Genomic DNA, 23,919 nt, shown 5'->3' with positions numbered 1-23,919 from the left:
GCTGCAAATTCGATCCATATCGCTAGAAGATAGGGACCAGTCCCAGGTTTGCAATTGCGAATGAGTCGCGATAAAGCCATTCCCTCGTGCTGAAAAGGAAAGGACCGGGGCCTGAATGGCCCCGGTCCCTGCTTTGAACGACTGTGCCGCGCGCGGCCTAGAAGAGGTTTTGCGCCGCGACCATGGCGAACAGCATGGGCACCGACAGCAGCGTGTTGGTACGCGAGAACAGCATGGCCGTGCGCGCCGACTTAGCCTTGGTATCGGCGTCGGCCTCGACGATGCCCAGGGCGCGCTGCTGGTTCGGCCAGATCACGAACCAGACGTTGAACCACATGATGGTGCCCAGCCACATCCCGATGCCGATCATGGTGTGCTTGGGCACGCCGTCGGTCAGCCCCAGCATGATCGCTTCCAGGAGGTAGCCGTTGAAGGCGGCCAGGATCAGGCCGGTGACGATGGTAGCCATGGCGCCCCAGCGGAACCACCACAGGGCCGCCGGCGCGATCACCTTGCCGATCGCCGGCTTCTGGTCGTCGGGAATGTTGGGCATGTTGGGAATTTGGACGAAGTTGAAGTACCAGAGCAGGCCGATCCACATGACGCCGCTGATGACATGCAGCCAGCGGAAGAAAAAGGTCCCGAACTCGTAACCGCTGTAGCCCTGCATCCCGGCGTAGATCAGCGCCAGGATTACGGCTAAGACAAAGCCCGAGACCACGGTATTCCGTAGTGACGTCAAGATGCCGGCCATTCTAACCCCTCCTAAATTGCACGCAGCGCGTCCGCAGGACCGCAGAGATAAGCGCCACTCTTTATTTGAGACGACTGCAGTATGGTGAACGCAGTCTTTTGGATTCGCGGTGAAAAAGATTAGTGCCTGCTTGAAGTCTTGCCAAGAGGGCGCCCTGATGACCATAGAACTATTAGGGGCTTGGACTTGACCCAGCTTCCCAGCCATGTCGCCGCCTTGCGCCAGCACGACCGCGACCGCTATCAGACCTGCCTCTTCGCGCCGGCGGCGACGCGCGCGCATCTCTTTGCCCTCTATGCCTTCAACTACGAGATCGCCAAGACGGCCGAAGTGGTCAGCGAGGCCATGCTGGGACAGATCCGCCTGCAGTGGTGGCGCGAGGCCCTGGACGGCATCTACGCCGGCACCCCGCGCCAGCATGACGTGGTCGAAGCTCTGGCACGGGCGGTGGCAGCGCGGCACCTACCACGAGACGCCCTGGAGGCCCTGATCGATGCCCGGGAGTTCGACCTGGAGGGTGATGCGCCGGAGAGCCTGGAGGCGCTCCGCGCCTATGCCTCGGCGACCTCGGGCGGACTGCTGCGGCTGGCGCTTCGGGTTGTGGACGCCCAAAGCCCGGAAAGTCAGGACGCGGCGACCAATCTTGGGATCGCCTGGGCGCTTCTCGGGCTGCTGCGCGCCATTCCCTTCCATGCGCGCCAGAAGCGGATTTACCTGCCGGTCGACCGCTGCCGGGCGACCGGGCTCCAGCTCGCCGATCTCTTCGAACTGCGGCCCTCCGGTGCCCTGGCGGAGGTGGCGCGTGGCCTGGCGGAAACGGCGGGCGAACACCTGCGCCAAGCCCGCCACCCGCGCGCCGCGATCCCGCGGCGGGCGCTCCCGGTCTTTCTTCTCGCGACCCTGGCCGACCGTCACCTCAAACGCCTGGAGGCGGCCGCCTACGACCCCTTCGATGTGGCGCTGCAAGGGGAGGCGCCGGGCCAGGTCTGGCGCCTCGCCTGGGCGGCGCTGCACGGCCGCTACTGACTGAGAGCCCGAGGCGGGTTACTCGGCCGCTTCGGCCGGGGTTTCCAGCCAGATGGAGAGGTCGGCCAGCGCACGGGCGGAATAGGCGGGCTTGCGGTCCTTCTTCTTCACCTTGCGCTTGCCTTCGGGCGGCGTCAGCGGCGGAAAGAGGCCGAAGTTCACGTTCATCGGCTGGAAGGTGGCGGCCTCGGCTCCGCCGGTGATGTGCGCCAACAGCGCCCCATGAGCGGTGGTGGGCGGCGGCGGCGCAAAGCTCCGGCCCTGGCGTTCGGCGGCGGCAAAGCGGCCGGCCAGCAGGCCGATGGCCGCGGACTCCACATAGCCCTCGGCCCCGGTGATCTGGCCGGCGAAGCGCAGCCGCGGCAGGGCCTTGAGGCGCAGTTGGCTGTCCAGCAGCTCCGGCGAATTGATGAAGGTGTTGCGGTGCAGTCCGCCGAGACGGGCGAACTCCGCCTCTTCAAGCCCTGGGATCATGCGGAAGATCCGGGTCTGCGCGCCGTACTTCAACTTGGTCTGGAAACCGACGATGTTGTAGAGGGTGCCCAGCGCATTGTCCTGGCGCAACTGCACCACGGCATGGGGCCGCGCGTCCTGATGGGGGTCGTGCAGGCCGACCGGCTTCATGGGCCCGAAGCGCAGGGTCTCGGGGCCGCGCTCGGCCATCACCTCGATGGGCAGGCAGCCCTCGAAGTAGGGCGTCGATGTCTCCCAGTCCTTGAAGTCGGTTTTCTCACCGCCGATCAGCGCTTCGATGAAGGCCCGGTACTGATCCTCGTCCAGGGGACAATTGATGTAGTCGGCGGTGCCGCCGCCGGGGCCGGGCTTGTCGTAGCGCGACTGGAACCAAGCCTTGGAGAAGTCGATGGACTCCTTGTAGACAATGGGCGCGATGGCATCGAAGAAGGCGAGATAAGCCTCACCGCTCAGCTTCCCGACGGCCTCCGCCAAGGCCGGGGAGGTGAGAGGGCCGGTGGCGACGATCACCGAGTCCCAGTCCTCCGGCGGCAGGCCCGCCACCTCGCCGCGCGCGACCGTGACCAGCGGCTCGGCCTCCAACTGTGCGGTGACGCGCTCGGAGAAGGCCACGCGGTCGACGGCCAGCGCGCCGCCGGCGGGCAGCTTGGTGGCATCGCCGGAGGCCATGATGAGGGAGCCGAGGCGCCGCATCTCCTCGTGCAGCAGCCCCACGGCATTGTTTTCGGCATCGTCGCTGCGGAAGGAGTTGGAGCAGACCAGCTCCGCCAGCCCGTCGGTCAGGTGAGCGTCAGTCTCCCGGACCGGGCGCATCTCGTGGAGCACCACCGGCACGCCGGCCCGCGCGATCTGCCAGGCTGCCTCGCTGCCGGCCAGCCCGCCGCCGATGACGTGGATGGGTCTGATGTTCGGATCGTTCATGGGCCCAATTCTAATCCGGTGCCGCTCCTGGCGACAGGCGCAATTGCTACTCCGGGGAGGGGTCAGAATCGGCCGGCGTGAAGACCTCCTGCGGCTCGGCGATGCCTTTCAGAGCGTGGACGCCGAGGCTGCGGCTTTCGCCGGTCCAGAGGCGCGCGAATGCGGCGGAGTAGACCAGGGGCAGGGCGAGGTCGCGGTTCAGCGCTTCGATGCGACAGACCAGATTGACCGCCGGGCCGATGACCGTGAAGTCGAGGCGGTCGGCAGCGCCGATGTTGCCGTACATCACATCGCCGACGTGCAGTGCGACGCCGCAGCGGAACGCCGGCTTCCCGGCTTCCTGGCGTTCGCCTTGCGCGGCCGCTGCCGCGGCCAGAGCGTCCCGGGCGGCGGCCATGGCCTCCCGGCAGGCGCGGCAGGCATCGCCCTCCTTCTGCTCTTCGATGGGAAAGATCGCCAGGATGGCATCGCCGATGAACTTCAGGATCTCGCCGCCGTGGGCCGCCACCGGCTGGGCCATGATCTCGAAGTAATCGTCCAGCAGCTCGATCACCGCTTCCTTGGGCAGGGTCTCGGAGAGGGCGGTGAAGTCCCGCAGATCGCAGGTCCAGAGCACGGCGTTGATGCGCTCCAGGTCGCCGCGGGTGATGGTGCCGCTCAGCACCCGGTCGCTGGTGCGCGGCCCGATGTAGGTTTGCAGCAGGGTCTGCGCTGTGCGGTAGACATGGCGCAGCTCCAGCACCGTGGCGAAGGCGGGCAGACAGGCGTCGACAGTGGCGATGTCGAGATCGCTGAAGCCACCCTCGCGCTTGCTCGCCAGCGTCACTGTGTTGATCTGCTTGTTGCTGAACGGCAGCGGCCGCGCGGTGTAGTCGGTGAAACCGCCCTCTTTCAGGTCCTTGACGATGGGGAAGTCGACGGGGCAGTCGGGGTCGGCGATCCGGCGGCGGATCGGCGGACTGCCCCCATAGATGAGGCGCACGGGGCTCTGCTGGAAGAACTCCGACCGCTCGACGCCGTGGACCCGCGGAATCTCCATGGCGCCGCCGGCCTCCGCCTCCCATAGCACCGTCACCGCGCGGAGCTGCGGGTGAAGCTGCGGCATGTGCAGCGTGGAGCGGTCCACCGGAATGCCGATGTTGATGAGCTGACGGACGAAGCCGTCGTGCAGCATGGTGATACGGCTGCGCCGCATGCCCATGTCGGTGAGCCAGTCGATGACCGGCTGGGCTTCGAGCCGCGCTTGGCGGCGCAGATCCTTGTCGTCGTCAGGATTGGCGGGGACATCCACCTCTGTCATGCCCGGCAGTCTGGAGAGACGCCGATGCCCTGGCAAGCGCGGGAAGTAGTCAGCCGTCCTCGGCGAACTGCTTGAGGGCGGCGCCGTCGAAGCGGAAGTAGACCTTGTCGGTCACCCGGCGGGCGCCGATATGCGCGTAAAACGCCATGGCCTCAGGGTTGTTGTCCTCCGCCGTCCAGTCGAAGCGCACGCAGCCGCGCGCCAGCGCTGTCCTGGCGAGAAAGCGCATGAGGGTCAGGCCGGCGCCCTTGCCCCGGGCCCGGTCGAGCACGAAGAGATCCTTGAGGTAGAGCTGGCCGCCGAGATCGGGGGCCGGATACAGGATGGTGAAGGTAGCAAAGCCCAGGGCCTCGCCGTCCTCTTCGGCGAGCACGATTTCCACCGCCGCATCGTCGGCCAGCACGGTGTCGCGCACATGTGCGGCCATGGCTTCCGCCGTTGGGGCCTTGTCGCCCCAATAATGCAGGTCGCAGCGGTAGAACAGTTCGCCGACCACCGCCGCGTCGGCCTTGCCCGCGAAGCGGCAGACGACGGCGCCGGTCCCGCCGCTCATGCCCGCTTTTTCTTCGGCTTGTGGGTGATACCGAGGTAGGGGGCGAGATACTGGCCGGTGTAGCTCTCCCGCACCCGGGCGACGTCCTCCGGGGTGCCGGTGGCGACGATGCGTCCGCCGCGGTCGCCGCCCTCCGGACCCAGGTCGAGGATCCAGTCGGCGGTCTTGATGACCTCCAGATTGTGCTCGATCACCACCACGGTGTTGCCCTGTTCCACCAGGGCGTGGAGCACCTCCAGCAGCTTGCTCACGTCCTCGAAGTGTAGGCCGGTGGTGGGCTCGTCCAGGATGTAGAGGGTGCGCCCGGTGGCGCGGCGCGACAGCTCCTTGGAGAGCTTCACCCGCTGCGCCTCGCCCCCGGAGAGGGTGGTCGCCGGCTGGCCGATGTGAATGTAGCCCAGGCCCACCTTCTGCAGGGTCTCCAGCTTGGCGCGGATCGAGGGCACCGCCTTGAAGAAGTCCACCCCCTCGTCGACGGTCATGTCGAGGATGTCGGCGATGGACTTGCCCTTGAAGGCGATCTCCAGGGTCTCGCGGTTGTAGCGCTTACCCTTGCAGACGTCGCACTGGACATAGACGTCCGGCAGGAAGTGCATCTCGATCTTGATGACGCCGTCGCCCTGGCAAGCCTCGCAGCGCCCGCCCTTGACGTTGAAGGAGAAGCGGCCGGGCTTGTAGCCCCGGGCGTTGGCCTCCGGCAGGCCCGCGAACCACTCCCGGATCGGCGTGAAGGCGCCGATGTAGGTGGCGGGGTTGGAGCGCGGGGTGCGGCCGATGGGCGACTGGTCGATGTCGATGATCTTGTCGAGGAACTCCAGCCCTTCGATGCCCTCGTGCTTGCCGGGATTGGCGCGGGCCTTGTGGAGGCGCCGGGCCAGGGCCTTGTAGAGGGTCTCGATGATCAGGGTCGACTTGCCGCTGCCGGAGACGCCGGTGATGCAGGTGAAGGTGCCCAAGGGCAGCTCGGCGTCCACGGACTGCAGATTGTGCTCCGTGGCGCCCAGGATCTTCACCGTCTGGCCGGGATGGCCCTCCCGCCGCAGGCCGGGGATATCGATCTGGCGGAAGCCGGTGAGGTACTGGCCGGTCAGGCTCTCCGGCGCCGTCATCACGTCGTCCGGCGCGCCCATGGCCACCACCTGGCCGCCGCGGGTGCCGGCGCGGGGACCCATGTCGATCAGGTAGTCGGCGCTGCGGATGGCGTCTTCGTCGTGCTCGACGACGATGACGCTGTTGCCGAGGTCGCGCAGGCGTTTCAGGGTCTCCAGCAGCCGCGCGTTGTCGCGCTGGTGCAGGCCGATGGAGGGCTCGTCCAGCACGTAGAGCACGCCGGTGAGCCCGGAGCCGATCTGGGAGGCGAGGCGTATGCGCTGGCTCTCGCCGCCGGAAAGCGTCGCCGAGCCGCGGCTGAGGGTCAGATAGTCGAGGCCGACGTCGACCAGGAAACGCAGCCGCTCGTTGATCTCCTTCAGGATCCGCGCGGCGATCTCCCGCTGCTTGGGGCGCAGCTTCTTCGACAGGCCGGAGAACCAGGCGGCGGCCTGGGCGACGGAGAACTCCGCCACCTCGCCGACCTGCAGCCCGTCGATCTTCACCGCCAGGGCCTCGGGCTTCAGGCGGAAGCCGCCGCAGGCCTCGCAGGCCTGGTTGCTCTGGTACTTGCCGAGGTCGTCGCGCACCCAGTCGCTATCGGTTTCCCGCCAGCGCCGCTCCATGTTGGGGATCACCCCCTCGAAGGGCTTGGTGGTCTTGTAGCTCCTGAGCCCGTCCTCGTAGGTCATGGTGATGGCGGTCTTGCCGGAACCGTACAAGATCGCCTCGCGCACCGACTTCTTCAACTCGTTCCAGGGGGTGCGGGTCGAGACCTTGTAGTGGCGGGCGATGCTGTCCAGGGTCTGCTGGTAGTAGGGCGAGGGCGTGGCCGAGCGCGACCAGGGGGCGATGGCGCCGGTGCTGAGGGTCAGCTTCGCGTCGGGCACCACCAGGTCCGGATCGAAGAACAGCGTCACCCCCAGCCCGTCGCAGGAGGGGCAGGCGCCGAAGGGGTTGTTGAAGGAAAAGAGGCGCGGCTCGATCTCGTCGATGGTGAAGCCGGAGACCGGGCAGGCGAACCTGGCGGAGAAAGTCGTGCGCTCGCCGGACTTGGCGTCTTCGGCGAAGGCAAGTCCATCGGCCAGGTGCAGCGCGGTCTCGAAGCTGTCGGCGAGGCGGGATTCGATCCCTTCGCGCACGATGACCCGGTCCACCACCACCTCGATGTCATGCTTGCGCTTCTTGTCGAGGGCCGGGGCCTCCTCGATCTCGTAGAGGTCGCCGTCGATCTTCACCCGCTGGAAACCGCGCTTCTGCAGGTCGGCCAGTTCCTTGCGGTACTCACCCTTACGGCCGCGCACGATGGGTGCCAGTAGGTAGAGCCGCGTACCCTCGGCCATCTCCATCACCCGGTCGACCATCTGGCTGACGGTCTGGCTCTCGATGGGCAGGCCGGTGGCCGGCGAATAGGGCACGCCCACCCGCGCGTAGAGCAGGCGCAGGTAATCGTAGATCTCGGTCACCGTGCCGACGGTGGAGCGCGGGTTCTTTGAAGTGGTCTTCTGCTCGATGGAGATCGCCGGGGAGAGTCCCTCTATGGAATCCACGTCCGGCTTCTGCATCAGCTCCAGGAACTGGCGCGCGTAGGCGGAGAGGGACTCGACATAGCGGCGCTGCCCCTCGGCATAGATGGTGTCGAAGGCCAGCGACGACTTGCCGGAGCCCGACAGCCCAGTGATCACCACCAGCTTGTTGCGGGGCAGGGTAACGTCGATATTCTTCAAGTTGTGCTCGCGCGCCCCGCGAATCGCGATCACAGGACCTTGCGGACCGTTTGGCATCAAATCGGCACGGCCTCTCAGCGTTGGAGGGTCTTTTCAGGATACCGGGGTCGATGACGACCGCCAGGGAGCAATATGGAGGATGGCCCGGGGAAAATCGACCCCCTGATGGGCTTCGCGGGCTTGCGGTCAAGGGATTGCTGACATAGACCTGCCAGAGGGGCTAGAGTCCGGTCCCTCACACGAGTAAATCCCTCTGAAACTGGAGAATCGCGGCATGGCGGGGAGCGTCAACAAAGTCATCCTGGTCGGCAATCTGGGGCGCGATCCGGAGATTCGCAGCACCCAGGACGGCACCAAGGTCGCCAATCTGTCCCTTGCGACCTCGGAGAACTGGCGCGATCGCAACACCGGCGAGCGGCGCGAGCGCACGGAGTGGCACCGGGTGGTGATCTTCAACGACCGCCTCTGCGATGTCGCCGAGAAATACCTGCGCAAAGGCTCCAAGATCTACATCGAAGGCCAGCTCCAGACCCGCAAGTGGACCGACCAGTCCGGCCAGGAGCGCTACACCACCGAGGTGGTGCTGCAACGCTTCCGCGGCGAACTGACCATGCTGGACGGCCGCCAGGACGGCGGCGGCTTCGGTGGCGGCGACCAGGGCGGCTACAGCGGCGGCGGAGGATCGGGTGGCGGCGGCGGCTCCGGCGGCCCGCCCCCGGCCGGCGACCTGGACGACGAAATCCCGTTCTAGCGCCACCGCCCACGCCCGGACCGGCCCGGCTCTTCGGCGGCCGGGCTCTCAACGCGAATCCCGTTAATCACCGGATACGAATGCGTCCTCCCGGGGGATGTTCGCCTGCCCATCGGCCGGCCCATTTCTTGACCCTGTAGGCGAACTGGATGTCAGCCGCTAATCTATTGATTTAGAACGGAGAATCGCACCGCTTTCGCGGGCGCGGGAGTTGTCCCCCGGGGCCGGGCTTGCTATAGTCGGCGATGCGATTCGCGGGGGTCTCCCGGGCGTCTGACGCGTGGCGTAGAGGCGGGTTGGGGACCAGGGATCACCCGGGCGATTCCGTGAGACAGACAGACCTCTTCCTGGCCGCTTCCGGCCGCATCACGTGTTGCCCGGGTACTGGGCCCGGACCCATCTCAAGGCCGTTCCTTTGTCCGATACCTCACAGCCGACCCCCGATCACGACATCACGCCGGTCACCATCGAAGACGAGATGAGGCGCTCCTACCTCGATTACGCCATGAGCGTGATCGTGGCCCGCGCCCTGCCGGACGTGCGCGACGGCCTGAAGCCGGTGCACCGGCGCATCCTCTACGCCATGAAGGAAGCGGGCTACGACTGGAACCGGCCCTACCGCAAGTCGGCCCGCGTGGTCGGCGACGTGATGGGCCAGTACCACCCCCACGGCGATTCGGCGATCTACGACACCATGGTGCGCATGGCGCAGGACTTCTCCATGCGCCTGCCGCTGATCGACGGCCAGGGCAACTTCGGCTCCATGGACGGGGACCCGCCGGCGGCCATGCGCTACACCGAGGCACGGCTGACCCGGGCGGCCAGCGACGCCCTGCTGGACGACATCGACGAGGACACCGTCGATTTCCAGGACAACTACGACGAGTCGACGCAGGAGCCGGTGGTCCTGCCGGCGCGCTTTCCCAACCTGCTGGTCAACGGCGCCGGCGGCATCGCCGTGGGCATGGCCACCAACATCCCGCCCCACAATCTGGGGGAGGTGATCGACGGCTGCCTGGCCTACATCGAGCGGCCCGACATCAGCATCGACTCGCTGATGGAGCTGATCCCGGGCCCGGATTTCCCCACCGGCGGGGTGATCCTGGGCCGCGCCGGCATCCGCGATGCCTATCACACCGGGCGCGGCAGCCTGCGGGTGCGTGCCAGGACCGAGATCGAGGAGATCCGCAAGGACCGCGAGGCGATCATCGTCACCGAGGTGCCCTATCAGGTGAACAAGGCGCGCATGCTGGAGCGGATCGCCGATCTGGTGCGCGCCAAGACCATCGAGGGCATTGCCGACCTGCGCGACGAAAGCGACCGCCAGGGCCTGCGGGTTGTCATCGAACTGCGCCGCGATGCCGAGCCGGAGGTGGTGCTGAACCAGTTGTTCCGGCACTCGCAGCTCCAGGGCTCCTTCGGCTGCAACATCCTGGCGCTGAACGGCGGCCGTCCGGAGGTGATGGACCTGAAGGCCATCGTCGCCGCCTTCGTCGACTTCCGCGAGGAGGTGGTGACCCGGCGCACCGCCTATCGCCTGGGCAAGGCCCGCGACCGCGCCCATGTGTTGGTCGGCCTCGCCATCGCCGTGGCCAACATCGATCCGGTGATCGCCCTGATCCGCGCCGCGCCGGACCCGGTGACGGCCCGCGAGCAGTTGATGGCCCGGGCCTGGCCGGCCCGCGACGTGGCGCCGCTGATCGCCCTCATCGACGAGCCCGGCCGCGCTGTCGAGGCCGACGGCACCTACCGCCTGTCGGAGGCTCAGGCGCGGGCAATCCTGGAGTTGCGCCTGCAGCGCCTGACCGGCCTGGAGCGCGAGAAGATCGCCGCCGAGCTGGAGGAGATCGCCGGGGAGATCAAGGAGTTCCTGGAAATCCTCAGCTCGCGGGAGCGGCTGCTGTCGGTGCTCCGCGAAGAACTGACCGACATGAAAACGCGCTTTGCCACGCCGCGGCGCACGGAGATCGTCGAGGCCGGCTTCGAGCAAGAGGACGAGGACCTCATCCAGCGCGAGGACATGGTGGTCACCGTCACCCACGGCGGCTACATCAAGCGCGTGCCGCTCTCCACCTATCGCGCCCAGCGCCGCGGCGGCAAGGGCCGGGCCGGCATGGCGACCCGCGACGAGGACTTCCTCAGCCAGGTCTTCGTGTGCAACACGCACACGCCGGTGCTGTTCTTCTCCTCCCGCGGCATGGTCTACAAGCTGAAGGTCTACCGGCTGCCCATCGGCACGCCTCAGGCCCGCGGCAAGGCGCTGATCAACCTGTTGCCGCTGGCCGAGGGCGAGTTCATCACCACCTTCATGCCGATGCCCGAGGACGAGGCGACCTGGGACCGCATGTACGTGGTCTTCGCCACCTCCGCCGGCGGGGTGCGCCGCAACCGTCTCTCCGACTTCGTGCGGGTCATGGCCAACGGCAAGATCGCCATGAAGCTGGAGGAAGGGGACGGCGAACTGGTCTCCGTCCAGCCCTGCGCCGAGCGCGACGACGTGCTGCTGGCCACCGCCGGGGGCAAGTGTATCCGCTTCGGCGTCTCCGACGTGCGGGTCTTCGCCGGGCGCACCTCCACCGGCGTGCGCGGGATCAAGCTGGGCAGGGGCGACAAGGTGATCTCCATGACCATCCTGCGCTCCGGCGAGGCCGAGAGCACAGAGGAGCGCGACGCCTACCTGCGCTTTGCCTCTGCCCGCCGCCGCGGCGAGAACGGGGAGGGCGACTGCACCCCCGCCGACGTCGGGGTCGAGCTTTCGCCCGAACGCCTGGGCGAGCTGGCCGAGGGCGAGCAGTTCATCCTCTCGGTCTCGGACGACGGCTACGGCAAGCGCACCTCGGCTTACGAGTACCGGGTGACCGGCCGCGGCGGGCGCGGCATCGGCAACATGGACCTGACCCGCCCCGGCGGGCGCGAATCCGGCGTGGTGGCGGCCTTTCCGGTGGCTGCCGGCGATCAGATCATGCTGGTCACCGACGGCGGCAAGCTGATCCGCAGCCCGGTGGAGGACATCCGCATCGCCGGGCGCACCACCCGCGGGGTCATGCTGTTTCGCATCGACGTGAGTGAGCGTATTGTCTCGGTGGCCCACCTGCCCGAGGAGGAGCCGGATGACGAGGAGGGCGCTGAGGCTCTCGACGGCGCCGGCGGCCCCGGCGGCGATGTGGGGACGCCGGGCCAAGGCCCCGGGCCCGGGGCGAGCTGAAAGCGGGAGATCGAAGGCGCATGAAAACCCCTCTGGTCGGCGTTTATCCCGGCACCTTCGATCCCATCACCAACGGCCACAAGGACATCGTCGGCCGCGCCTGCAAGATGCTCGACAAGCTGGTCATCGCCGTGGCGCGCAACGCCGGCAAGGGCCCGCTGTTCACCATCGACGAGCGCGTGGAGATGGTCCGAGACGAGGTCGAGCGGATGAACCGCCACGGCGCCGAGGTCGAGGTCCACAGCTTCGACAGCCTCCTGGTGCACTTCTGCCAGCAGGTGGGGGCCACCGTGCTGGTGCGCGGCCTGCGCGCCGTCTCCGACTTCGAGTACGAGTTCCAGATGGCCAGCATGAACGCCCGTCTCGACGCCGAGATCGAAACCGTGTTCCTCATGGCCTCGGAGCGCCAGCAGTTCATCTCCTCGCGCTTCGTCAAGGAGATCGGCCGCCTGGGCGGCGATATCTCCAGCTTCGTGGGCAGCGATGTGGCCACCCGCCTGCGCGACCGCTTCAACCTGGAAGAAGAGAACGGCGAGCACTCCGGCCGGCGCCTGCAGACCCTGAAGTAGGGCCGGCGAAGCGCCGCCGTATCGTTCCTACACACCCGTCATGCTCGTGCTCGTCACGAGCATCCATGGCACAGCAAGACCGCAACTGCGGATCGCCGGCATCATCCGGAAAAGCCCGAGCGCCACTGCCATGGACCCTCGTGACAAGCACGAGGGTGACGAGAGGGGCGGGTCACAGGGGTCCGTGCATCGCCGGGATTTGTTGACCGGGCAGGGAGGCGGCACTATGGTGCGCGCGCCCGCGCGGCGGGGCCTTCGGACCGGGCCTTGCAGGTCCGAGTCCCCCAGGCGCCGGCATCCCTCCCTCGGGGCCCGTAGCTCAGTTGGTAGAGCACCTGACTTTTAATCAGGTTGTCGCAGGTTCGATCCCTGCCGGGCTCACCATTATTACCCATGAAAAACAATAGATTAAGCGAATGGCCTGCTGGTAAATGTACCGGCAGATTTTGATCATAAGCCTGTCGTAAGCAGAAGCCTTGGGAAAGTACCGCCGAATTGTTTGTGAGGCACTGGTTTTGAAATTCAGCGACGGTGAAAGCCGGTCGTGGGTCCGAATCCCACCCCTTCCGCCAATTTCTGTTTAAGAACGGGGCGACAGGTTTGCCGCCCCGGTTACGCTATCAAGCCTCGGCGGCTTCCAACGCAGCACTCAGCACCTCCAGGCGAACAACACGGAGTAGGTTCGCCCAGTGACTCCGGTTCTTCCCAAGAACGTCGGGCGTGCGGCCGATGTCCTTGGTTGCCTCGTAGGTCTCACGGACAAGCTCAGGCCCAATCTTCTCCCAGAGCTTCAAGACGTTGTCGAACCCGAAACGCCATTCGCAGCGATGCGCAGCTTCGTCATAGATGACGCAATTGCGGAACGCAGCAAAGATAGGGAAATTGGCCCCTTTCGTGAGGCGATACTTATCGGGCGGAAAGCCGGCGAACGCAAAATCGAACTTGCCCTTTGACGCTGGAGCTTCTTCAACGATCCGCAAGCGCCCACCGGACTTGCTGACAGTGTCATTAAAGATCGGCCTGAAGTCGCGCCGGATCCGGTCGTAGAGATGCAGCCCTTCAAGCAGAAGCGGCTCAAGAGCGAATCGAAGCGCCGTGCCTCTGGACGCAGACATCCAGAGGAGCACGTCACAAGCTGTGTGCGCCCAAACCGCGCGCAATCCGACGCAGCGATCGGCTAAGGCGGCATACTTGTCAGCATGTCGCGATCAACGCGCCGTATCGGATAACAAGCAGGTAGAAATCGCTTGGAGAGCATCCTTTAGTTGCAATAAGATTCCTGAAAGCGCGATGAATGGAGGATGTCGGTGGGTAATTCGCTTGCAACGAAAGAGGACCTTGAGCGACTGAAACTGAAGGCTGAAGTTGCCACGCTCAGTCGCCCTTTCTGGCGGGATCCCGCATACCTAACCTTATTGACGCCTTTGATTATTGGGGCATGGTCTATCTACATCGGATTCAACACGCAGTTCTTCGACCTGCAGAAGGAACGCCTAGCCTTACAGAAAGAGAACCTGACAAGACAGACTGATGAGTTAGTGGACCGGAAGGAAGAGCTTGGCGAAGAGGTGAGAGTATTCGAAGAACGCAGGGCAGAGCTTGAACTTGAAATAACAACGCTGCGGACGAAACTAGAACATGCCGAACTCTACCTCACGCTCGACGGATTGAATGAAGAAGAAGATGGCGTCTTTTTTTCTGATCCGAGGATAAAGACCTTGCTCAGGCTCTCGCTAGACGCCGCCACGGTCGACGTCACACTGGCAGCAGTCGAAGATTACCTGCAGCCCACGCTGCCGCCGTCGACCCAGGCTGCTTTACTATACGTAATCGTCAAGACGACTGGCGATGGCGCCGTGCTCAACAGGTTTCTGGAACTTGCCGACCGCGACGCTGCGCATGGGGATTTCAAGTTTTTCAGAAGCACAGGACCTCACAGCTGGCCAGAAGCTTATCGCGAACGCTTAGTCAAAGGATCGCTCGATCTGCTACGCTCGGCGCAAAATGATGAGCGCAAAATAGACAACATACTGGAGTGGTTCCGCCATATATTCGTCTACGAGAATGACTTCCCGACGTTTGAGACTCACCCATTTCACAGCGAAGCCGTCGCGACAATTGAACAGATCGCACATAGCAAGATTAGCCACTACGATAGAGCTATGGCGCTGAACGCCTTGATCTTGTTCGCGCCGGAACGTGCGCTCCCGGTGATTGCTCAGATGACCCAGGATCCTGTGATCGTCAATTACCTCTCTAGCTCCGGCCTGAATTGGCTGGAGAATTTAAAAGAGCGGATTTCGCTTATGGGAGGTCCCACCAATTTCCCGCTAAGTCTAGAGGCACAGTACTGGCAGGTGTGGCTATCACAGTAACATTTACGGCATGTGACTCGCCGCTACGGTTGGCGCCATACCTTAGCTCAAACTCTTAGGAGCTTGGTGAAGGCGGGGGTCTGGCTGGAGCCGATCATCAGCGTCGATTAGATCGATGACAGCTGTTCCCACTAGGTCGGCTGCATGGTGAGCGCAGCAGGGTCGGCTCCCACAGGCTGCGCAGCCGCCCACACAGCGCGATCAGCGCCCCCGCCAGGGGTACAACGGCGGAGCGGTGCTTAGTATGGCTGTAGCCGCCCCGATGCGGCCCCGCGCGAGGTGGTCAAGGGCATGACATTAGCGTTGGTGTCGATTTGCGCCTGCCTCTCGACCCAGTCGCCAATCTTCTGCACCTCAGGATGCAGCCAATCAAGCCGCGCCAGGTCCAAGTAGTTTCGAGCAGTAATGTCGGCTTGGGCTGGTTTGTGGCCGGTCAGCAGGTCCGTTCGAAACTTCTCGATCAGACACTCTCGCATCGCGATGTTCGTGAAGGTGCGCCGCAGGTCATGCAGGCTGAGATGCTTGCCAACAACCCTGCTGACCAGCTCCATCGTGGCCCGTGCGCATTTGATGTGCCCGGCCTTGCTGCGCGACGGGAAGACGTAGCTGTTCGGCTTGCCGGCCTTTTCGCTCTGACGCGCTCTGAGCAGTCCAACCGCTTGGCTGTTTAGAGGGAGCCAAATGGGGTCGCCACGCTTTCGCTCGGGGATATGCCACCAGCAGTTCGTCGGATCGCTATCATCGATATTGACGCGGTCCCATGTGAGCTGGGCGGCTTCGTTCCGCCTTGCGCCGGTCAGAAGTAGGAAGATTGATAGGTCGATACTTGCCAGAGCATCAGCGTTCTTTGGGTGCCTGCGCGCATCCATCAGGGCGTTGAAGACTTTGCCAACGAGCTTCCTGTCGACGTAGCGGTCAGTCCGTGTGCCAAGTGGAGCCCAATGATCTTTCAGGACGTTGACCGGGTTGTGCAGGATGAGTGGCGACCCGTCAGCACGCCGATACTGTCGGCTGGCATAGTTCAGCAGGATGCGGAGTGTCACCATCGCGGCGTTCGCGCTGGCAGGGGCACCTCGCGACCCGGTAAGACCGCGAGTGACGAGTTCGCGATGCCGCTGCCGCACGTCATCCTCTGTGATGGAGACCACGGGCCTCTCTGCCCAGGCAGCGAATACGCTCGTGACGTGCCGCCTGTACTCCGCCGCAGTGGTGTCGCGCAGCTTGCCAGGGCGCTCCAAATAGCTTTCGCAGACCTCTTGTAGCGTCACCCTCAGCGCTTCCTCTTGCGCCCGTAGGTCGCGCGGGTCTAGCCCCATTCTCATGTCGCGTAGGTGCTCGCGGGCCTGGGCTCTCGCTTGGTCCGCGGTGAACACGCCATATGGGCCGATGGTGATGCGGGCTTCCTTGGTCGAGCCGCTAACCCGCCCCTGCACGATAAAGGTGGCTTTTCCAGTCGGGGTCACCCGAAGCCCGAAACCCTTTGGCTCAGTGTCCCAATAGAGCAGGTCGCGACTAGCGATTCCCCGCTTCGCGACACGGTCGATATTCGTCTTCGTTAGTTTCAGCTGCGGCACTGCGCGCTCCTCGTTCGTAAGCAACTCGTAAGCCCTGGGGGCAAACATACGCTAACGCGAGAAGGTGCCATCTGCTACCAAAATCATTTAATATCAATATCTTGATAAACATATGGCAACATACGCAAACATGCCAAGACATACCCCTGACCACACTTTTAATCAGGTTGTCGCAGGTTCGATCCCTGCCGGGCTCACCATTTCACCATAGGTCGTTTGCGCCGTTGCGAACTGCCGGCGGGAACGAAGGCTTCCTTGAGCCCGAAAAGCCGTGTCCTCCGGGCGCTTTGGTGCTTTGCGGAGAGTCCGTCGCGATGGCGAAAGACTATGTTCCCAATGCAACCCCCGAACACCAGTGCAACCCCGCATCACTCTCAGTTGTACAGGTTGCATCTAATGGCATTCATAACGAGAATGTTTACTGTGCTTTAAGGCCGATCTTCCTAGTCTTGTACCGGAGAGCGGTTCCTCCGGGGTCCGCTGTGGTTCGTTTTCCTTACCGGTCAGGCCCGATGTTCATGGCGTTGCAGTCTTGGAAGTCGACCGTGTCGCGTCCCTTGGTGGATCTCTTGATCGCCGGCGCCGGCTTCCTCCTGCTGTTCGTCCTGGCCGGGTCGGTGGACCTGGCCGAGGCGTGGCAGGCCTTCGCGATGGAGCATGAGGATCTGGAGCTGGACGAGATCCCCATGGCCATCAGCCTGCTCACGGTATCCTTCGGCTGGTTCGCATGGCGCCGCTGGCAGGAATTCAAGGCCGAGTCCCTGCGGTGCCGGCGCCTGAACGAGCAGTTGGAAGAGGAACTGCGGCTGCGCATCGAAATCCAGGACGGCCTGGTCAGAGCCCGCCACGAGGCCCAGGCGGCCGACCGGGCGAAGACCGAGTTCCTGGCCAACATGAGCCACGAACTGCGCACCCCGCTGAACGCCACCATCGGCTTTGCCGAGCTGATGGAAAACGAAGTGCACGGCCCCGTCGGCAACGCCGCCTACAAGGACTATGTGGTGAACATCCGGGAATCCGGGCGGCACCTGCTGGGCCTGATCAACGACATCCTCGATCTCTCCAAGATCGAGGCCGGCAAGATGGAACTGCAGGAGACGGTTTTCCAACTGTCGGAGGTGGTCGACGCAGCCCTCCTCCTGGTGACGCCTCAGGCCGGCCAGCTCGAGATTGCACTGGGCAGCGATCTGCCGGCGGCGCTGCCGCGGCTGCGCGGCGATCCGCGCCTGGTGAAGCAGATCCTGACGAACCTGCTCTCCAACGCGGTGAAGTTCAGTCATGTGGGCGGAGAGGTGTGCCTCAGCATCACTGCCGTGGCGGGCCAGCCTCTGGTCATGAAGGTGCGGGACCGGGGCGTGGGCATGACCCCGGAGGAGATCACCGTGGCGCTCATGCCCTTCGGACAGGTCGACAGTGCCTTTTCGCGGACCCGCGGCGGGACCGGGCTCGGCCTGCCTATGGTCAACGCCCTGGTGGACCTGCACGGCGGCGATCTGGTGATCGACAGCCTGCCGGGGCAGGGAACCGAGGTCTCGGTCACGCTGCCCGAAGAACGGATCGTCTGGTCGGAGCCTGGCCGCTCCGGTGCTGCGGCAGTCGCGTAAGCAGCCCTGAGACGCTGCAGCCCTTCCTCGCCAGACGAAGGATCGGCGGCCGAGCCGTCAGCCGGCCGCCGATCCGCCGAACTTTTTTTGAGTGTGTTCGACTTGCGTCGAACCGGTTCCAGCCCGCTCCCCCTCCCGGCCACCCACTAGGATACTGGCGCTGGGTGGCCGGGAGGGGGAGCGGGCCGGCACCGTCAAGACATGAACGACCCTAGTGTTTGACGACGCGCAGTGCAGTAACGGGTTTGCGCAGGCTGCGCTCGAATGCGGCGAGCTCCGCTGCGGAGTGCTGGCTGCAGGGCAGGTGCTCCTGGTCGCGCGCCCGCTGGCGCGCCTGGGATCGGTTCTTGCAGATGACCTGGTCCAGGCCGGCCGAGCGCCAAAACATCATATGGTTGGACATAGCGATCTTCCCTATTTCGCGTTTCGCCAAGCTGATGCGCGGGCGGCGAACCGCGCTGAGACACAGCTACGTGAGCGAAACCTATCGGCCCCCGGTCAAATCAACTGTGGGTATTGTCACACTGCCCGGTAAACATTTGCTTTCGCTTGTTTCTTGAGCGCGGGCGAGGGGGATCGCCGGCTAGTCCCGGCCGCCGCCATCGCGGCGCGACAGCAGCATCAGGTTGGCGGCCAGGGAGACCGAGCCGAAGGTAATGAACAGCCCGAAGAACAGCAGAAAAAGTGCCAGCGCGGGGCTGTCGCTGGACAGGATGAGGCTGCGCAGCCCGGCCAGGTCGCTGGCCAGAAGGGCGCCGCCGAAGAGGCCGCCGGCGCCCATGCCCAAGGCCAAATGACGGGCCACGAAATACAGTGCGGACTTCTCTTGCGGGGTCATTGGGAAGATTTACCGCCGGATGCCTAAAGTACACAGATTCAAGGCTTTTTGCCGCCCGGGCAAGGGCTTTCGAAGGGCCGGCTATCGTCCTTCGCACGTGCGAATTGCCACAGACCAATCCCACGTAGAAACGCAGTATTGGCCAAGCATAGAAGAGGCTTCTAGTAACCGATCTTTAAAACAAGGCGTGCAGGCTAGTGCTGTGCGAGAGCATGGAGAGGGTCGAGCAATGGACAGCCACACTACTTTCGATCCAGCGCGTTGGATCGCCGACGCCTTCCGGGCCGGCATATTTGCGCGGGTCAATGCCAACGGCGACCTGGCGCTGGACGTGGTCAACGCATGCCCGAAGCAGACCGAGGAACTCCTCGGCCGGCTAAGCGGCAACTCGGAAGCCGTCATCCTGCAGATGCCCAAACCCGACAGCGACGTTCTCTACCTGAACTGATCGTTAGCGGCTGTACGGTGGCGGGTGCGCTGCGGGGTCAGCGCGCTTGTGTGCCCGAGGCCGCTTAGGAACGGGCGCTCTCCTCGACCCCGGTCACCTCGATATCGTTGTCCAGAATGAGCTGACGCAGGGTCGTCAGCCCGGTCTCCAACTCCTCGAACTCCTGGCGCAGCAGCGCAATCTCCTCGATGGCCGCCTTGCGGCTGGCCTGCTTCCGGGGAAGCTCCATCAGGGCGGCCAGGTAGCGGCCCTTGGCATGGGCGGTGTGGCGCACCAGGGCCCTGATCTCGCTTTGCTTCAGATGCACCAGGACGGACATGATCTCGCCGCGGCTGAGCTCGCGCAGGGTGTCGTCGATCTGGTCGACGAACTGGCCGGCCGAGAGGCTGGGCCGCTCCGGCTCGGGCACCGCAAGGGACTCCTCCAGAAGCCTTAGGGCCTGGCGCGGCTTGCCGCTGGACCGCTGAAACCACTGCAGGGCACCAGCGGCCCCCTGAGGCAAACTCGAAAGCTCCGTAAAGGTCATCGCTGATGCTCCTCCAGCCTGCGGCGGCATGCTCCGGCGGCCGGAGACCGGATCACGGGCGGTCCTCAGCCGCAAGGAGACTTGCAAGGGCCGGGCCAGACCGGAGCGCGCCGGAGCCCAGGGAGGGCCCCGAAGAGGCAGGGATTCACACTGAACGACAGGAAGACGGTCCTGCGCCCCGGCAGGCCTTGCCGGGGGGAGAGGGCAGATTGTGCCTGTATCTCTCTGTGAATTAAGGCGCGGCCTGCTGCCGGCCTCACTCCGTGCTGAGACAGTGGGCGCCCAGGGCCGGGTGATCGTCGTTGGCAGCACCCGGCAGCGCGACCCGGCCGTCGGGCCCGTCGGTCAGGCGGCGCACGCGGGCCCGGACACGGGTCAGCCCGGCGCGGTTGCGGCGGTTCAGGCGGAAGCGGCGCAGCAGCCGCCAGCCGACCACCGCGGTGCCGATTCCCAGCCACATGTAGGGATACCACCAGGGCATCAGGACGACGAAGTCGCGCAGCAGCAGGTAGTAGGGATCAGCCTCCGCTCCGGGACCGTAGATCCATTGCAAGACCTCAAGCATACCGTTGCCTCCTGCTTCGCAGCGCCGCGAACCTCCTGCGCGGCTGATCCGGAAAAGAATTTAGTCGAATTTTAGGAAAAAATCAATGAAATATTCAGAATACGTTAACCATGTTATTTACTATTTGTCGAAAAACTCAGTAAAAGTAGAGCTAAATTCAATATACGGTCACATCTCTCAAGTGAAATGATGTGTCTCGAAAACAATCCGGCAAGGGGAACGCCACAGGCTGGCGCGTCGGGCATAGCAGAGTGGTGGCGGATGGATCGGCCGGAGAGCGCCGGTTACTCCTCGCCGAGGCCGCAGGCCCAGCGGTTGTACTGTTCCTTGGCGGGGACACCGGGCTGGGCCGGCTCGATATGGCTGAGCCCCAGGGTCATCAGGTCCTGTGAGCCCTGGATCGCGGCCACGGTATCCATGTAATTCAGGCGCCCGCGATAGTAGAGGCGCGGACCTTCCGGAATCACGGTGATCGGCGGCACCTCGGAGATGTGGCCGCTGGCGCGGTCGAGGAGGAACAGTTCCACCGGCCGGCCCGTCTCCCACAAGGTCGGCCCCAGGGTCACCAGCAGCATCTCCTGGCTCTTGTAGGCGCGCGACTGTCCGTCGAGGAGATAGCCCCAGCCGCGCCAGCACTCCGTGGGGCGGGTGCTGCCCTGCTGGGCCGATGCAGGGGCGGCCTGCCAGGCCACTGCGGCGCAGAGCACGGCCAGCACGATAGCTTTCAGGGGGAGATGATTGCGCTGGTAAAAGGACAGCGCGATATGGCGCGGCATCGTCTCAGCTGTGGGTGCCGCCGCCGGCGCAGTCCACGCAGGTCGGCAAGGTCGGGTCGAGTTCCAAGCGGCGCAAAGGGATCTGTTCGCCGCAGGAAACGCAGTAGCCGTAGTCTCCGGATTCGATCCGCTCCAAACTCGCCTCGATCCGCTGCAGTTCCGCCTGGCGGCGGCGCTCGGCTTCCAGCGACATGGCCTGGTTTTGCAGCGCGTCCATGCGCGACAGTCTGCCAACTCTGGTCTGGTCGAGTTCAACGGGCTTCCGGCTGTCCGCGCTGCTTTCCGCCAACTCACGGAGCTCAAGACGCCTTTGCATCAGCCGCTCGCGGAACAGCGACAGATCGAACTCGATCGGTTCGCTCATGACGTATGATGACCCTGGGCGCATCGCACGACAAGGGCCTTCGCACGGCCTGCGCGTCTGGGATCGGCGGGTTGCTGGGGAAGGAAGCCTACAGGGAACCAAAGAGCCCCGGCCGTCTTCGGGGGTTGGTAGACATGAAGTCGTACAGGGAGGCAGGGTCCCGATTCCCTGCAGGCTAACCGACCAGAAGGGTACGGGCGCGGGCTCTGAAGAAGGGGTGATCTTTTTGTGTCAAGGACACGAGAACTCGCTCTAAAGGGTTATTACTACTCACATTTCTGGACCTCGGTGATGCTCGTCGTCGTGCCCGCGCCGGCTTGAGTAGAAGACCAGGAACATCAGCCCGCCGCCGAGCAGGAGCGAGAACAGGCAGCCCAGGGTGAGGGCGATCATGCCGTGCAGGCTAATGTCGATCCCCCCCATGCTCCACCATACGAAGCTGCTGCCAACGAGGGTGAGCACAAGAAGACCGCCCAGTGTGACGATCAGCAGGAACGTCTTCATGTTTCGAGACTTACCCGGTTAGAGAAAGAGTGCAGCACCAACAACTTAGCGCGGCATCCTCGGCTATGGTGGACCTCCGTCCGGATCGCCGTCCAGCGCTTTTTTGAACCGCGCTGACGGCGCAGATTTCCGTTGCCCTTTTTGCCGGGACCGCTATAACTCCCGCTCCGAGCCGGTGGCCAAGACCAGCGGAACCCTGCGGCTGTGGCGGAATCGGTAGACGCGCAGCGTTGAGGGCGCTGTGGGGGAAACCCCGTGGAGGTTCAAGTCCTCTCAGCCGCACCATTTGGACAGGCCAGCTCGGAATGCAAGGGGCATCGCGCCCTTGGCGACGCGGCTGTGGCGGAATTGGTAGACGCGCTAGCTTCAGGTGCTAGTTTCCGTACGGAAGTGGAGGTTCGAGTCCTCTCAGCCGCACCAACCTCATCTTCGTTCGTCCCGGAATTCTTGATGAGCCGACTGAGGCGGCCCCAATTAGGGGTTCGTTAGCGGATTGCGCGCAGTTTGGCGGCGAGTCGGCAGTCTCTGGTACTCTTGTCATGAATTCCCATATCATGAACGGGTCGGGACGTTGTATTTGCGGTCGATTGCGGTCCAAGGGTCCATCCTCCAAACCGGAGGGACGGGCCCGGACCAGGAACCCGATGCGTGAAGTGCGTATGTGTGGGGCGGTCCCAGAGGTGAGGCGCTAGGGAGGAATCGGGACCCTTGTCTGAGAAGAAGCAGGTCAGCTTCGGAACGCGGCTGCGGAACTATTTCCTCGCCGGCATCCTGGTGACGGCGCCGGCCGGCATCACCTTCTGGCTGACCTGGCGGGTCATCACCTTCATCGACGACCGCGTCACACCCATGATCCCGCCGCAGTGGAATCCGGAAAGCTATCTGCCCTTCGGCGTGCCCGGACTGGGGCTGATCGTGGCCCTGCTGTTCCTCATGCTGGTGGGCTTCCTGGCCGCCGGCTATCTCGGCCGGCTGATCATGGGCACCGGCGAGCGGATCGTCGCCCGGGTCCCGGTCGTCCGCTCGGTCTATAGCTGGACCAAGCAGGTCTTCGAGACTGTCTTGTCGCAGTCTTCCGCCGCCTTCAGCGAGGTGGTGCTAATCGAATATCCGCGGCGCGGCTGCTGGGCCGTGGGCTTCATCACCGGAGAGACCCTTGGGGAGGTGCAGAGCCTGACCACGGCGACGGTCTATAACGTGTTTATCCCCGCCACCCCGAACCCGACGACGGGCTTCCTGCTGTTCGTGCCGCGCGAGGACGTGCACCACCTGGATCTCACCGTGGAGGAGGGGATCAAGCTGGTGATTTCCGGCGGCATCGTCGTCCCGGATCATGAGCACGAGGGCGAAGGGGAGGGCAGCGCCGAAGAGGCCAAGGCACGGATCGAGGCCTATGCCGAGAAAGCACTGCGCGAGGAGGCCGAGGCGGAAAAGCCCAAAGTCCGCCGGCGGCGGCGGAAGAAGGCACCGCAGACCCGCGCCGGCTTCGTCACTCGCCTGCGCAACTATTTCTTCGCCGGCGTGCTGGTCACCGCACCGCTGGCCATCACCATCTGGCTGGCCTCGGAGTTCGTCACCTTCGTCGACAGCAAAGTGACCCCCTACATTCCCGCCAAATGGAACCCCGAGAGCTATCTGCCCTTCAGCCTGCCGGGCCTCGGCGTGCTCGTGGTGGTCGTCGGCCTTGTGCTCATCGGCTTCCTGACCGCCGGTTTCGTCGGCCGGTCGCTGATCGCCAGCGGCGAGCGCATTCTGGCCCGCATGCCGGTGATCCGCAGTCTCTATTCCGCCGTGAAGCAGATCCTGGAGACCGTCTTCAAGGAACAGTCCCAGGCCTTCCGCGAGGTGGTGCTGCTGGAGTATCCGCGGCCCGAATGCTGGGCCCTTGGCTTCATTACCGGTCCGGCGGAGGCGGGTATCCAGGACCTGACACCCCAGGACACGGTGAACATCTTCCTGCCGACGACGCCGAACCC

Annotated in this window: 22 protein-coding genes and 4 tRNA genes; 12 read left to right on the top strand and 14 right to left on the bottom strand. The window is 64.5% G+C overall.

The features are described 5' to 3' along the window. Positions 1 to 157: 157 nt before the first annotated feature. Entirely contained in the window at positions 158 to 754 is a 597-nt protein-coding gene (locus tag Q0996_RS06600) for a urate hydroxylase PuuD (protein ID WP_299617007.1), read from the bottom strand. Positions 755 to 940: 186 nt separating this feature from the next. Here Q0996_RS06600 and Q0996_RS06595 point away from each other — a divergent pair, with 186 nt between their 5' ends. Beyond that, the gene (locus Q0996_RS06595) at positions 941 to 1,780 is read left to right on the top strand and encodes a phytoene/squalene synthase family protein (RefSeq protein WP_299617006.1); all 840 of its coding nucleotides are present in this window, start codon (positions 941 to 943) and stop codon (positions 1,778 to 1,780) included. Positions 1,781 to 1,798: 18 nt separating this feature from the next. Here the strand turns inward: Q0996_RS06595 and trmFO are convergent, their stop codons facing one another. From trmFO to uvrA, 4 genes are read right to left on the bottom strand one after another with little or no spacing between them, the layout of a single operon-like run. Continuing rightward, positions 1,799 to 3,175: a methylenetetrahydrofolate--tRNA-(uracil(54)-C(5))-methyltransferase (FADH(2)-oxidizing) TrmFO gene (gene trmFO / locus Q0996_RS06590; RefSeq protein WP_299617005.1), complete on the bottom strand. Its 1,377-nt coding sequence runs from the start codon at positions 3,173 to 3,175 to the stop codon at positions 1,799 to 1,801. 46 nt (positions 3,176 to 3,221) lie between these two features. Then, positions 3,222 to 4,475, bottom strand: coding sequence for an adenylate/guanylate cyclase domain-containing protein (locus Q0996_RS06585; protein WP_299617004.1), 1,254 nt, complete (start codon positions 4,473 to 4,475; stop codon positions 3,222 to 3,224). A gap of 49 nt (positions 4,476 to 4,524) precedes the next feature. Then, complete coding sequence (locus Q0996_RS06580; protein WP_299617003.1) at positions 4,525 to 5,028, bottom strand: GNAT family N-acetyltransferase; 504 nt, start codon at positions 5,026 to 5,028, stop codon at positions 4,525 to 4,527. Then, the gene (gene uvrA, locus Q0996_RS06575) at positions 5,025 to 7,901 is read right to left on the bottom strand and encodes an excinuclease ABC subunit UvrA (protein WP_299617002.1); all 2,877 of its coding nucleotides are present in this window, start codon (positions 7,899 to 7,901) and stop codon (positions 5,025 to 5,027) included. The genes Q0996_RS06580 and uvrA overlap by 4 nt, the downstream gene beginning before the upstream one ends. A gap of 217 nt (positions 7,902 to 8,118) precedes the next feature. On the opposite strand from uvrA, the gene ssb reads away from it, so the two are divergent. From ssb to Q0996_RS06550, 5 genes are all read left to right on the top strand, one after another. After that, a complete protein-coding gene (gene ssb / locus Q0996_RS06570; protein ID WP_299617001.1) occupies positions 8,119 to 8,595 on the top strand; it encodes a single-stranded DNA-binding protein in 477 nt (158 codons plus the stop codon). A 478-nt stretch (positions 8,596 to 9,073) separates the two neighbouring features. Further along, entirely contained in the window at positions 9,074 to 11,800 is a 2,727-nt protein-coding gene (gene gyrA / locus Q0996_RS06565) for a DNA gyrase subunit A (protein WP_322096651.1), read from the top strand. A gap of 20 nt (positions 11,801 to 11,820) precedes the next feature. Further along, positions 11,821 to 12,369: a pantetheine-phosphate adenylyltransferase gene (gene coaD, locus Q0996_RS06560; RefSeq protein WP_299616999.1), complete on the top strand. Its 549-nt coding sequence runs from the start codon at positions 11,821 to 11,823 to the stop codon at positions 12,367 to 12,369. A gap of 308 nt (positions 12,370 to 12,677) precedes the next feature. Beyond that, positions 12,678 to 12,753: transfer RNA gene (locus Q0996_RS06555), tRNA-Lys, on the top strand. Positions 12,754 to 12,848: 95 nt separating this feature from the next. Beyond that, a tRNA-Ser gene (locus Q0996_RS06550) sits at positions 12,849 to 12,941 on the top strand. Between the two features lie 48 nt (positions 12,942 to 12,989). On the opposite strand, the gene Q0996_RS06545 is transcribed toward Q0996_RS06550, so the two are convergent. Continuing rightward, positions 12,990 to 13,484, bottom strand: coding sequence for a hypothetical protein (locus Q0996_RS06545; RefSeq protein ID WP_299616998.1), 495 nt, complete (start codon positions 13,482 to 13,484; stop codon positions 12,990 to 12,992). Between the two features lie 192 nt (positions 13,485 to 13,676). On the opposite strand from Q0996_RS06545, the gene Q0996_RS06540 reads away from it, so the two are divergent. Then, entirely contained in the window at positions 13,677 to 14,744 is a 1,068-nt protein-coding gene (locus Q0996_RS06540) for a hypothetical protein (RefSeq protein ID WP_299616997.1), read from the top strand. Positions 14,745 to 14,983: 239 nt separating this feature from the next. Here the strand turns inward: Q0996_RS06540 and Q0996_RS06535 are convergent, their stop codons facing one another. Next, positions 14,984 to 16,318, bottom strand: coding sequence for an integrase family protein (locus tag Q0996_RS06535; protein WP_299616996.1), 1,335 nt, complete (start codon positions 16,316 to 16,318; stop codon positions 14,984 to 14,986). Between the two features lie 545 nt (positions 16,319 to 16,863). On the opposite strand from Q0996_RS06535, the gene Q0996_RS06530 reads away from it, so the two are divergent. Beyond that, entirely contained in the window at positions 16,864 to 17,922 is a 1,059-nt protein-coding gene (locus tag Q0996_RS06530) for a HAMP domain-containing sensor histidine kinase (protein WP_299616995.1), read from the top strand. A gap of 211 nt (positions 17,923 to 18,133) precedes the next feature. Here Q0996_RS06530 and Q0996_RS06525 read toward each other — a convergent pair whose 3' ends face one another. Together Q0996_RS06525 and Q0996_RS06520 are read right to left on the bottom strand one after the other, a co-directional pair. Further along, the gene (locus Q0996_RS06525; protein WP_299616994.1) at positions 18,134 to 18,325 is read right to left on the bottom strand and encodes a hypothetical protein; all 192 of its coding nucleotides are present in this window, start codon (positions 18,323 to 18,325) and stop codon (positions 18,134 to 18,136) included. Positions 18,326 to 18,505: 180 nt separating this feature from the next. Next, on the bottom strand, positions 18,506 to 18,760 hold the full coding sequence (locus Q0996_RS06520) for a hypothetical protein (RefSeq protein ID WP_299616993.1): 255 nt from the start codon (positions 18,758 to 18,760) through the stop codon (positions 18,506 to 18,508). A gap of 229 nt (positions 18,761 to 18,989) precedes the next feature. Between Q0996_RS06520 and Q0996_RS06515 the strand changes: the two genes are divergently transcribed. Next, on the top strand, positions 18,990 to 19,208 hold the full coding sequence (locus Q0996_RS06515; RefSeq protein ID WP_299616992.1) for a hypothetical protein: 219 nt from the start codon (positions 18,990 to 18,992) through the stop codon (positions 19,206 to 19,208). A gap of 64 nt (positions 19,209 to 19,272) precedes the next feature. On the opposite strand, the gene Q0996_RS06510 is transcribed toward Q0996_RS06515, so the two are convergent. The 5 genes from Q0996_RS06510 to Q0996_RS06490 all read right to left on the bottom strand — a co-directional run bounded on the left by Q0996_RS06510 (position 19,273) and on the right by Q0996_RS06490 (position 21,943). Continuing rightward, complete coding sequence (locus tag Q0996_RS06510; protein WP_299616991.1) at positions 19,273 to 19,734, bottom strand: hypothetical protein; 462 nt, start codon at positions 19,732 to 19,734, stop codon at positions 19,273 to 19,275. 256 nt (positions 19,735 to 19,990) lie between these two features. After that, a complete protein-coding gene (locus Q0996_RS06505; protein WP_299616990.1) occupies positions 19,991 to 20,299 on the bottom strand; it encodes a hypothetical protein in 309 nt (102 codons plus the stop codon). A 284-nt stretch (positions 20,300 to 20,583) separates the two neighbouring features. Beyond that, positions 20,584 to 21,075 (bottom strand): hypothetical protein, encoded by a 492-nt coding sequence (locus tag Q0996_RS06500; RefSeq protein WP_299616989.1) that lies wholly within the window; start codon positions 21,073 to 21,075, stop codon positions 20,584 to 20,586. 4 nt (positions 21,076 to 21,079) lie between these two features. Next, a complete protein-coding gene (locus tag Q0996_RS06495) occupies positions 21,080 to 21,439 on the bottom strand; it encodes a TraR/DksA family transcriptional regulator (protein ID WP_299616988.1) in 360 nt (119 codons plus the stop codon). 270 nt (positions 21,440 to 21,709) lie between these two features. Continuing rightward, positions 21,710 to 21,943 (bottom strand): hypothetical protein, encoded by a 234-nt coding sequence (locus Q0996_RS06490; RefSeq protein ID WP_299616987.1) that lies wholly within the window; start codon positions 21,941 to 21,943, stop codon positions 21,710 to 21,712. Between the two features lie 198 nt (positions 21,944 to 22,141). Between Q0996_RS06490 and Q0996_RS06485 the strand changes: the two genes are divergently transcribed. The 3 genes from Q0996_RS06485 to Q0996_RS06475 all read left to right on the top strand — a co-directional run. Continuing rightward, positions 22,142 to 22,228 (top strand) — tRNA-Leu (locus tag Q0996_RS06485). A 48-nt stretch (positions 22,229 to 22,276) separates the two neighbouring features. Continuing rightward, positions 22,277 to 22,363, top strand: a tRNA-Leu gene (locus tag Q0996_RS06480). 288 nt (positions 22,364 to 22,651) lie between these two features. Next, a partial coding sequence (locus tag Q0996_RS06475; protein ID WP_299616986.1) for a DUF502 domain-containing protein occupies positions 22,652 to 23,919 on the top strand: 1,268 nt, incomplete at its 3' end.

Origin of the sequence: Pelagibius sp., from assembly GCF_028289705.1 — a bacterium.
Classification (GTDB): Bacteria; Pseudomonadota; Alphaproteobacteria; order Kiloniellales; family Kiloniellaceae; genus Pelagibius.
The sequence above is the reverse complement of the archived record's forward strand: the minus strand, read 5'-3'. Positions and strand labels throughout refer to the sequence as shown.